The following is a 9,674-nucleotide window of genomic DNA, read 5'->3' on the forward strand; positions in this document are numbered from 1 at the left end:
AATCACCCCGGGCCCCGCCGCCGTCACGCAGCCGTCCAGCCGCTCAGCCCGCCGAGCCGCCGAAGCGCTCCGTCCAGGCCGCCAGGTCCTCGTCCGTGATCTTGGCGAACAGCACCGGCGGCACCGTGAACGCCGTCCCGGCCGGCACCAGGTCCAGCGCCCGCGCCTCCTCCGGGCCGATCCAGTCGCGGGTGGCGGCCGGCGAGTCCGCGGGCAGCGCGAAGGCGCCGCGCATGGCCGCCGCCGTGGTCGGGATGAACGGCTCGGAGACCACCGCGTACAGGTGGATCAGGTTCATCGCGGTGCGCAGGGTCAGCGCCGCCGCCTCCGGGTCGGTCTTCACCTGGAGCCAGGGCGCCTTCTCGTCCAGGTACGCGTTGCCCGCGCTCCACAGCGCGCGCAGGGCCTGCGCCGCCTTGCGGAAGTTGAGCGCGTCCAGCTGGGCCTCGTACTCGGCGAGCAGCCCGGCGACCTGCTCGCCGAGGCGCTGTTCGGCCTCGCCCGGGGCGTGGCCGCCCGGGACGTCGTCGCCGAAGCGCTTGCGGCTGAAGGTGAGCACCCGGTTGACGAAGTTGCCGAGGGTGTCGGCGAGGTCCTTGTTGACGACCGAGGCGAACAGGTCCCAGGTGAAGCTGGAGTCGTCCGACTCGGGTGCGTGCGCCATCATGAAGTAGCGCCAGTAGTCGGCGGGCAGCAGGTCCAGCGCGTCGTTGCCGAAGACGCCGCGCCGCTGGCTGGTGGAGAACTTCCCGCCGTAGTACGTCAGCCAGTTGAAGGCCTTGACGTAGTCGACCTTCTTCCACGGGCGGCGCGAGCCGAGCAGCGTGGCCGGGAACATCACGGTGTGGAACGGGACGTTGTCCTTGCCCATGAACTCGGTGTACCGGACGGTCTCGTCGGCCTCGTACCACCAGGACTTCCAGTCCCGCAGGTGTCCGGCCGGGGCCGCGTCCGCCCATTCCTTGGTGGCGCCGATGTACTCGATCGGGGCGTCGAACCAGACGTAGAACACCTTGCCCTCGGCGGCCAGTTCGGGCCACACGTCGGCCGGCACCGGGACGCCCCACTCCAGGTCGCGGGTGATCGAGCGGTCCTGGAGGCCCTCGGTCAGCCACTTGCGGGCGATCGAGGAGGCCAGCACCGGCCAGTCGTCGGCGTGGGCGTCGATCCAGTCCTCGACCTCCTCGGTGAGCTTGGACTGGAGCAGGAACAGGTGGCGGGTCTCCCGGACCTCCAGGTCGGCGCTGCCGCTGATCGCCGAGCGCGGCTCCAGCAGGTCGGTCGGGTCCAGCACCCGGGTGCAGTTCTCGCACTGGTCGCCGCGGGCCTTGTCGTAGCCGCAGTGCGGGCAGGTGCCGACGATGTAGCGGTCCGGCAGGAAGCGGCCGTCGGCGTTGGAGTACACCTGGCGGATCGCGCGCTCCTCGATGAAGCCGTTGCGCTGGAGCTCGCGGGCGATCTCCTGGGTGATCTCCCGGTTCTGCGGCGAGGAGCTGCGGCCGAAGTGGTCGAAGGAGAGCCCGAAGCCGTCGTACACCGCCCGCTGCGCGTCGTGCGCCCGGGCGCAGAACTCCGCGACCGGCAACCCGGCTTCCTGGGCGGCGAGTTCGGCGGGCGTGCCGTGCTCGTCGGTGGCGCAGATGAACAGCACCTCGTGCCCGCGTCGGCGCAGGTAGCGGGCGTAGACGTCCGCCGGGAGCATGGACCCGACCATGTTGCCCAGGTGCTTGATCCCGTTGATGTACGGAAGGGCGCTGGTGATCAGGTGCCGAGCCATCCTCGGATGCTCCGATTTCTCCCGCACGCGCACCCCACCCGGAGTGCCGTGTCGGGCGCAGGGTCCACTGTGGGCTGCCAGCCTAGGGCAAGGAGCGGGGGCCGGGGCGCAAGGAGCGGGGCCGGTCGGCGGCGCCGCCGCACGCGCCGGGCGGGGTCGGGAATCACGGCCGGGATCACGGCCGGACGTCAGGGTCGGACGTCAGGGTCGGGCATCAGGGCCGGGTGAAGTCCCCGTACCGGTCGAATTCCCCGGACTTCACCCCGCGGACGAAGGCGGCCCACTTGCGCGGGGTGGTCCGCACGACGACCTCGGGCCGGTCCGACTCGCGGATCTCCACCAGTTCGCCCGCGGCTCTGACCTCGACGCAGTCGGTGCTCTCACCGCTGGCCGAGGCCTTGCGCCAGGTACTCATGCGAAGTCTTTCAGCAAGCACCGGATGAACTCCCGGGACTCGTCCGGTCCGAGCGCGATCGCCGCGGTCTCCTCCTTGATCCGGCGGTAGGAGGCCAGTTCGACCTGGGTGTGCACGAATGTCGGCCCGTGGGAGAGATCGATCTGGACGGTGTCGAGCTCCGGGACGGGCCCGCGGGCGAGGTACAGGCTCTCCCCGGAGCCGGTGTAGGTGGGCACGCTGAACGGGATCACCCGGATCTCCACCCCGGGTCGTTCGGAGTTCTCCAGCAGGCCCCGCAGCTGGTCGCGCAGCACGTCCGGGCCGCCGAACTGCATGCGCAGCGCGGATTCGTGGAGGAACGCGCTGTACGGCTTCGGGTGGTCGACGAAGATCTGCTGGCGCCGGATCCGGAACGCCTTCCGGATGTCCGCCTCCTGCCGGTACTGGGGGGGAAGCCGCTCGAACACCGCGGCGGCGTAGTCCGGGGTCTGCAGCAGGCCGGGGATGAAGGTGCTGTTCAGGATGGACAGGGAGGAGGCGTGGTGCTCCATCTCCGCGATGTCGATGATCGCGTTCGGCAGCCGGCCGCGGTAGCCGTCCCACCAGTACTTGCGCCGGTCCTGCGTCATCGCCAACAGGGCGTCCAGGTAAGGGCCGTCCTCGCAGCCGCAGGTGTGCGCCCAGATCCGGAGCCGCTCGGCGCTGATGCCCGACTTCCCGTTCTCCATCTGGGAGATCTTGGGCAGGTCGGTGCCGATGGTGGCGGCCAGGCTCTTGGGCGTGACGCCCACGAGCTCGCGCATCCTGCGCAACTCGATCCCGAGGCGCTGCTGGCGCACGGTCGGCGACAAGCGGGGTGGCATGACTCTCTTCTCCGGGTCGCGGCTCGCGTCGATGCTTCCGGTGAAGTGTGCCGCGCGTACCGGGCCCTAGCTACCAAAACGGGGGATACCCCACGATGGAGTGAACGTCTTCCCGCTCGGTAGCAACTCTGGCACCTTGACCCTATGGTCATCCGTGTCACTCACTGACTTGTTGCCGCCTAAACAGTCGTCAAACAGTCGTCTAACGGCCGACATTCGGCCGTAATGACACATCAGATGCATGGTCGCGGCGCCCGAAATCACCGACCGGAGACAGCCATGCCACTCCCCACGCCCCTCGGCCCTCCCCATCGGCCCCATCCACCCCGGCGCATTTCCGCATCCCGGTGAATGCGCTTCTCGTCGCCGGATTGTCGGCGCTCCTGCTCGCCGTCCTGTTCGTCGGCTGGCTGGTCTGGCTGGTGAACATCCAGGCCTGTGAACCCCGCGCGGCCAAGCGCGAGTTCGCGGCCGGCCATTCCGCCCGAGGCGAGCGGAAATAGCCTCCGCGCACCCTCGAACTCCGCCGGTCCGGCGGCTCAGCCCCGTGAAAGCCGCTCGGCCAGACGGGACTTGGCCGCCGACCACTCCTCGGCGAGCATCGAGAAGTAGGCGCTGTCCCGCCAGGTGCCGTCGGGGCGCCGGCGGTGGCGGCGGAGGGTGCCCTCGTACTGGGCGCCGAGGCGTTGGATCGCGGTGCGGGAGCGCTCGTTGCGGGCGTCGGTCTTCCAGAAGACGCGGCCCATGCCGAGGTCCTCGAACGCGTGGGAGAGGAGCAGCAGTTTGGCCTCGGTGTTGACCGCCGTGCGCCAGACCGAGCGGGCGTACCAGGTGCCGCCGATCTCGACGGACTCGTCCTGCGCGCTGAGGTCGTGGTAGCCGGTGACGCCGACGGCCCGGCCGCTCGCGAGGTCGACGGCGGCGAAGTTCACCGACTCGCCGGCCGCCGCCTCGGCGACGCGGATGTCGAGGACCGCGCCGAACTCCTGCTCCGAGACGGGCGGCAGGTGCATGGTCCAGCGCCAGACCTCGGGGTCGGGGCCGACGGCCGTCCAGAGGTCGGCGAGGTGGCGGCGCTCCAGCGGCTCCAGGCGGATGTGGCGGCCGGTGAGGACGACGGGTGAGGGCAGCTTCGCGGTCATGATCCGAACGTAGCGCCGCCCTGCACTAGAAGCAAGAGATGTTTGCACTAGTGCAAATCTGCCGCGCGAGGCAAACGAGGGCCCCGCGGGACGGATCCCGCGGGGCCCTCGAAGTGTCAGCCGAGGATCAGGCTCAGATGAACGAGTTGATCTGGATCGTCTCGTCGCGGCCCGGGCCGACGCCGATGGCCGAGATCGGCGCGCCCGACATCTCCTCCAGCGCCTTCACGTACGCCTGGGCGTTCTTCGGCAGCTCGGCGAAGGTCTTCGCCTTGCTGATGTCCTCGGTCCAGCCCGGCAGCGTCTCGTAGATCGGCTTGGCGTGGTGGAAGTCCGACTGGTTGTAGGGGAGCTCCTCGACGCGCTTGCCGTCGATCTCGTACGCGACGCAGACCGGGATCTGCTCCCAGCCGGTCAGCACGTCCAGCTTGGTGAGGAAGAAGTCGGTGAGGCCGTTGACCCGGGTCGCGTAGCGCGCGATGACGGCGTCGAACCAGCCGCAGCGGCGGTCGCGGCCGGTGGTGACACCGCGCTCGCCACCGATCCGGCGCAGCGCCTCGCCGTCCTCGTCGAGCAGCTCGGTCGGGAACGGGCCGGAGCCGACGCGGGTGGTGTAGGCCTTGAGGATGCCGATGACCCGGTCGATCTTGGTCGGGCCGATGCCGGCGCCGGTGCAGGCGCCGCCCGCGGTCGGGTTCGACGAGGTCACGAAGGGGTACGTGCCGTGGTCGACGTCGAGCAGGGTGCCCTGGCCGCCCTCCAGCAGGACGACCTTGTCGGCCTTCAGCGCCTCGTCCAGGACGAGGGTGGTGTCGGCGAGGAAGGGCTTGATCTTCTCCGCGTAGCCCAGGTACTCCTCGACCACCAGGTCGGCCGGGATGGTGCGGCGGTTGTACAGCTTGACCAGGATCTGGTTCTTGTCGTGCAGCGCCGCCTCGATCTTCTGGCGCAGGATCGACTCGTCGAACAGGTCCTGGACCCGGATGCCGACGCGGTTGATCTTGTCCGCGTAGGTCGGGCCGATGCCGCGGCCGGTGGTGCCGATCCGGCGCTTGCCCAGGAAGCGCTCGGTGACCTTGTCCAGGGTGCGGTGGTACGGCGTGATCAGGTGGGCGTTGCCCGAGATCAGCAGCTTGGAGGTGTCGATGCCGCGGTCGTTCAGGCCGGCCAGCTCGGAGAGCAGCACGGCCGGGTCGATCACGACGCCGTTGCCGATCACCGGCGTCACGTTCGGGCTGAGGATGCCGGAAGGGAGCAGGTGCAGGGCGTACTTCTGGTCACCGATGACCACCGTGTGACCGGCGTTGTTGCCGCCCTGGTAGCGGACCACGTAGTCCACGGAGCCACCGAGGAGGTCGGTGGCCTTCCCCTTGCCCTCGTCTCCCCACTGAGCGCCAACGAGCACGAGTGCCGGCACAGGCGTACACCCCTTCCGGTTGGGGCATCCTGCGTAGGCCGCAGTCTGCCCCGAGATAGACGAAGCCCCTGGCGCAATGGCGCAAGGGGCTCTTGCACCGAGAGATTACCTGAGGAAGGACCGGTCGTGTCGTCCCTGTCCACGCCTGCTACCGGCGGCCCGGAGCCGCTCCTGCTGCTCCTCGACCCGGTGGCCCGGCAGACCGACGGCGAGTCGGTGCGGATCGCGAAGGACGTGCTCTGCGGGGGAGCGGACGTCAAGGTGGTCTTTCCGGAGAGCCCTTCCGAGCTCGACCGGGTGCTTTCGCACCGGGGTCGGAGGCGACCGGTGGTGATCGGTTCCGACCTCGCTCTGCAGCGGGTGCTCCAGGCCCTGCACCGCCAGCGTGAGCTGGGCGACGAACCGGTGGGGATGGTTCCGGTCGGCCGCTCGGAGGAGCTGGCCGCGGCCCGCGCGCTCGGCGTGCCGGGGGAGCCGGTCCGGGCCGCGCGGGCGGTGCTCTCGGGCGCGCCGCGCCGGCTGGACCTGCTGGTGGACGACGGCGGCGGGGTGGCGCTGGGCGGGGTGCGGATCACCGGCGGGGCCGCGCGCCGTCCGGTGGGCCGTCCGGGTGGCTGGCGTTCGCTATGGGCGAAACTGGCTGCGGCCGAGCAGGCGAACGCACTCACCCCGGACGGCACCGACCACGGCTCCCGGGTCCGGGTCGAGGCCGACGGCCGGCTGCTCGCGGACGTCCACCGGCCGGTCCGGCTGGTCCAGGTCACGCTCCCGGCCGGCGCCTCGCACGGAACGGGCGAGATGGACGTGGTGGTCGCCGCCTCCGGCGCCCTGGTGCGGGCCCGGGCGGCGAGCGTCTCGGTGGTCGGGCGCGGCTTCGGCTACGAGGCGGACGGCCACCCGGTCGGCCCGGTCCGGGCCCGGACCTGGACGGTGCACCCGGGGGCCTGGGGCCTGCTGCTGCCGGCGGCCTGATGGGCGGACGACCGGCGGGCGGCCGGGGAACCACGGGCGGACGACCGCCGGACGACCGCCGGGCGACCGGCGGGGGAACCCCGGGTGAGCAGGCTCACGTTCGTCCGCCCCCCGACCCCCGCCGCCGCGCGCACCGAACTCCCCAACAGGCGCGAACCGCAAGGCCAACCGCCACGCGCCGGAATTCCCCCCACCCGAAATGCCGGACCGGTAAGGGGTTTTGTCTACGCGCGTTAACTCGCGATCGCGGGACAAAGCCGCAGTCCCGGGGTCCGGAAGCCCGGGTCAACTGCCCTAGACTCGAAGGCGTGCCACGTGGTGACGGAAGACTCAACCACGATCTTCTTCCCGGTGAGAAAGGCCCCCAGGACGCTTGTGGCGTCTTCGGTGTCTGGGCTCCCGGCGAGGAGGTCGCCAAGCTCACGTTCTTCGGCCTTTACGCCCTGCAGCACCGCGGTCAGGAATCCGCGGGCATCGCAGTGAGCAACGGCTCCCAGATTCTCGTCTTCAAGGACATGGGGCTCGTCTCCCAGGTCTTCGACGAGGCATCGCTGGGGTCCTTGCACGGGCATATCGCCGTCGGACACGCCCGCTACTCGACCACCGGTTCCTCGGTCTGGGAGAACGCCCAGCCGACCTTCCGCGCGACCGTTCACGGTTCGCTGGCCCTCGGGCACAACGGAAACCTGGTGAACACCGCCGAACTGGCGGCCATGGTCGCCGAACTGCCCGGCGAGGAGCACGTCTCGCGCTCCGGCCGGAACGCCGCGACCAACGACACCGACCTGGTGACGGCGCTGCTCGCCGGCCACCCGGACCTCTCCATCGAGGAGACGGCCAAGGTCGTGCTGCCCAAGGTCAAGGGCGCGTTCTCGCTCGTCTTCATGGACGAGCACACCCTCTACGCCGCCCGTGACCCGCAGGGCATCCGCCCGCTGGTGCTCGGCCGGCTGGAGCGCGGCTGGGTGGTCGCCTCCGAGACGGCGGCGCTGGACATCTGCGGCGCCTCCTTCATCCGCGAGGTCGAGCCGGGCGAGCTCATCGCCATCGACGAGAACGGCATGCGCAGCTCGCGGTTCGCCGAGGCCAAGCCCAAGGGCTGCGTCTTCGAGTACGTCTACCTGGCCCGCCCCGACACCTCCATCGCCGGCCGCAACGTGCACCTCTCCCGCGTGGAGATGGGCCGCCGGCTGGCCAAGGAGGCGCCCGTCGAGGCCGACCTGGTGATAGCGACGCCCGAGTCCGGCACCCCCGCCGCGATCGGCTACGCCGAGGCCAGCGGCATCCCGTACGGCTCCGGCCTGGTGAAGAACGCCTACGTGGGCCGCACCTTCATCCAGCCCAGCCAGACCATCCGCCAGCTCGGCATCCGGCTCAAGCTCAACCCGCTGCGCGAGGTCATCGCCGGCAAGCGCCTGGTGGTCGTGGACGACTCGATCGTGCGCGGCAACACCCAGCGCGCGCTGGTGAAGATGCTGCGCGAGGCCGGCGCCGCCGAGGTGCACATCCGGATCTCCTCGCCGCCGGTGAAGTGGCCCTGCTTCTTCGGCATCGACTTCGCCACCCGCGCGGAGCTGATCGCCAACGGCATGACCATCGAGGAGATCGGCCGCACGCTCGGCGCGGACTCGCTCTCCTACATCTCGATCGACGGCATGATCGAGGCCACCAAGCAGCCCAAGGACCGGCTCTGCCGGGCCTGCTTCGACGGCGAGTACCCGATGGAGCTGCCGGACCCGGCGCTGCTCGGCAAGCTCCTGCTGGAGGCCGAGATCAAGGGCGGCCAGCAGCCGCCCGCCGTCCGCGGCAAGCCGACCAGCGGCAGCGACCTGGACGGCGTCCAGTCGCTGCTCGGCGGGGCGGGCGCGGCCGACGCGCTGCGCCGCCCGTAAGAACGCACGGTGGGGTCCCGCGAACCGGGGCCCCACCGCTGTTTCCGAACCACCCCCACCTGACCCGAAAGGGCCGCACGCAGTGACCAGCAACCAGAACGGCGCCACCTACGCCGCCGCCGGTGTCGACATCGAGGCGGGCGACCGCGCCGTCGAGCTCATGAAGCAGTGGGTGAAGAAGGCCAACCGCCCCGAGGTGGTCGGCGGTCTCGGCGGCTTCGCCGGCCTCTTCGACGCGTCCGCCTTCAAGAACTACGAGCGGCCGCTGCTGGCCTCGGCCACCGACGGCGTGGGGACCAAGGTGGCCATCGCGGCCGCCATGGACAAGCACGACACCATCGGCCACGACCTGGTCGGCATGGTCGTCGACGACCTGGTGGTCTGCGGCGCCGAGCCGCTGTTCATGACCGACTACATCTGCGTCGGCAAGGTCGTCCCGGAGCGGGTCGCCTCGATCGTCAAGGGCATCGCCGAGGGCTGCGCGCTGGCCGGCTGCGCCCTGGTCGGCGGCGAGACCGCCGAGCACCCGGGCCTGCTGGGCCCGGACGAGTACGACGTCGCGGGCGCCGGCACCGGTGTGGTGGAGGCCGACGCGCTGCTCGGCGCGGACCGGGTCCGGGCCGGCGACGTGGTGATCGCGATGGCCGCCTCCGGCCTGCACTCCAACGGCTACTCGCTGGTCCGCCACGTGCTGCTGAACGAGGCCGGCTGGAAGCTGGACCGCAAGGTCGAGGAGTTCGGCCGGACGCTCGGCGAGGAGCTGCTGGAGCCGACCCGGATCTACTCGCTGGACTGCCTGGCGCTCACCCGCGCCACCGAGGTGCACGCCTTCTCGCACGTCACCGGCGGCGGCCTGGCGGCCAACCTGGCCCGGGTCGTCCCGGACGGCCTGCACGCCCGCCTGGACCGCGGCACCTGGACCCCGCTGCCGGTCTTCCGGACCGTCGCCGAGGTCGGCAAGGTGGCCACCCTGGAGATCGAGAAGACGCTGAACATGGGCGTCGGCATGGTCGCGGTCGTCCCGCCGCACTCGGTGGACGCCGTGCTGTCGATCCTGGAGGACCGCGGCGTGGAGGCCTGGCTGCTCGGCGACATCGTCGAGCGCGGCGAGGAGCACGAGGGCGGCGCGGCCCTCTACAACGCCTACGAGGGCTTCCGGGCGAACTGACCCGGCGTGACGACGGAAGGGCCCCTCCGGAGCTCCGGAGGGGCCC

General features: G+C 70.9%; 9 protein-coding genes. 4 read left to right on the plus strand and 5 right to left on the minus strand.

The genetic code is table 11. The features are described 5' to 3' along the window. Positions 1-43 precede the first annotated feature (43 nt). The 3 genes from metG to ACFRQN_RS37960 all read right to left on the minus strand — a co-directional run bounded on the left by metG (position 44) and on the right by ACFRQN_RS37960 (position 3,037). Positions 44-1,777 carry a methionine--tRNA ligase gene (gene metG / locus ACFRQN_RS37950; protein WP_117488936.1) on the minus strand — a complete coding sequence of 578 codons (1,734 nt, stop codon included), beginning with the start codon at positions 1,775-1,777 and terminating at the stop codon, positions 44-46. Between the two features lie 214 nt (positions 1,778-1,991). Then, a complete protein-coding gene (locus tag ACFRQN_RS37955; protein WP_049656434.1) occupies positions 1,992-2,192 on the minus strand; it encodes a DUF397 domain-containing protein in 201 nt (66 codons plus the stop codon). Further along, entirely contained in the window at positions 2,189-3,037 is an 849-nt protein-coding gene (locus ACFRQN_RS37960; protein WP_063780290.1) for a helix-turn-helix transcriptional regulator, read from the minus strand. The genes ACFRQN_RS37955 and ACFRQN_RS37960 overlap by 4 nt, the downstream gene beginning before the upstream one ends. 371 nt (positions 3,038-3,408) lie before the next feature. On the opposite strand from ACFRQN_RS37960, the gene ACFRQN_RS37965 reads away from it, so the two are divergent. Beyond that, a complete protein-coding gene (locus ACFRQN_RS37965; protein ID WP_259316694.1) occupies positions 3,409-3,540 on the plus strand; it encodes a hypothetical protein in 132 nt (43 codons plus the stop codon). 36 nt (positions 3,541-3,576) lie between these two features. Here the strand turns inward: ACFRQN_RS37965 and ACFRQN_RS37970 are convergent, their stop codons facing one another. Both ACFRQN_RS37970 and ACFRQN_RS37975 read right to left on the minus strand, forming a co-directional pair. Further along, a complete protein-coding gene (locus tag ACFRQN_RS37970) occupies positions 3,577-4,179 on the minus strand; it encodes a GNAT family N-acetyltransferase (RefSeq protein WP_380745150.1) in 603 nt (200 codons plus the stop codon). Positions 4,180-4,312: 133 nt separating this feature from the next. Further along, positions 4,313-5,596, minus strand: a complete 1,284-nt coding sequence (locus tag ACFRQN_RS37975; RefSeq protein WP_049656442.1) for an adenylosuccinate synthase — start codon at positions 5,594-5,596, stop codon at positions 4,313-4,315. A 126-nt stretch (positions 5,597-5,722) separates the two neighbouring features. Here ACFRQN_RS37975 and ACFRQN_RS37980 point away from each other — a divergent pair, with 126 nt between their 5' ends. From ACFRQN_RS37980 to purM, 3 genes are all read left to right on the plus strand, one after another. Further along, positions 5,723-6,568, plus strand: a complete 846-nt coding sequence (locus tag ACFRQN_RS37980; RefSeq protein WP_259316695.1) for a diacylglycerol kinase — start codon at positions 5,723-5,725, stop codon at positions 6,566-6,568. A gap of 308 nt (positions 6,569-6,876) precedes the next feature. Beyond that, positions 6,877-8,460 (plus strand): amidophosphoribosyltransferase, encoded by a 1,584-nt coding sequence (gene purF / locus ACFRQN_RS37985; protein ID WP_049654084.1) that lies wholly within the window; start codon positions 6,877-6,879, stop codon positions 8,458-8,460. A gap of 82 nt (positions 8,461-8,542) precedes the next feature. Beyond that, positions 8,543-9,628 carry a phosphoribosylformylglycinamidine cyclo-ligase gene (gene purM, locus ACFRQN_RS37990; protein ID WP_380745153.1) on the plus strand — a complete coding sequence of 362 codons (1,086 nt, stop codon included), beginning with the start codon at positions 8,543-8,545 and terminating at the stop codon, positions 9,626-9,628. Positions 9,629-9,674: the final 46 nt, after the last annotated feature.

Source organism: Kitasatospora sp. NPDC056800 (assembly GCF_042789775.1).
Classification (GTDB): Bacteria; Actinomycetota; Actinomycetes; order Streptomycetales; family Streptomycetaceae; genus Kitasatospora.

What these genes read in the sequence shown, in the direction of transcription:
- metG (WP_117488936.1), bottom strand. Translation starts at nt 1,777, where the DNA reads ATGGCTCGGCACCTGATCACCAGCGCCCTTCCGTACATCAACGGGATC.
- ACFRQN_RS37955 (WP_049656434.1), bottom strand. Translation starts at nt 2,192, where the DNA reads ATGAGTACCTGGCGCAAGGCCTCGGCCAGCGGTGAGAGCACCGACTGC.
- ACFRQN_RS37960 (WP_063780290.1), bottom strand. Translation starts at nt 3,037, where the DNA reads ATGCCACCCCGCTTGTCGCCGACCGTGCGCCAGCAGCGCCTCGGGATC.
- ACFRQN_RS37970 (WP_380745150.1), bottom strand. Translation starts at nt 4,179, where the DNA reads ATGACCGCGAAGCTGCCCTCACCCGTCGTCCTCACCGGCCGCCACATC.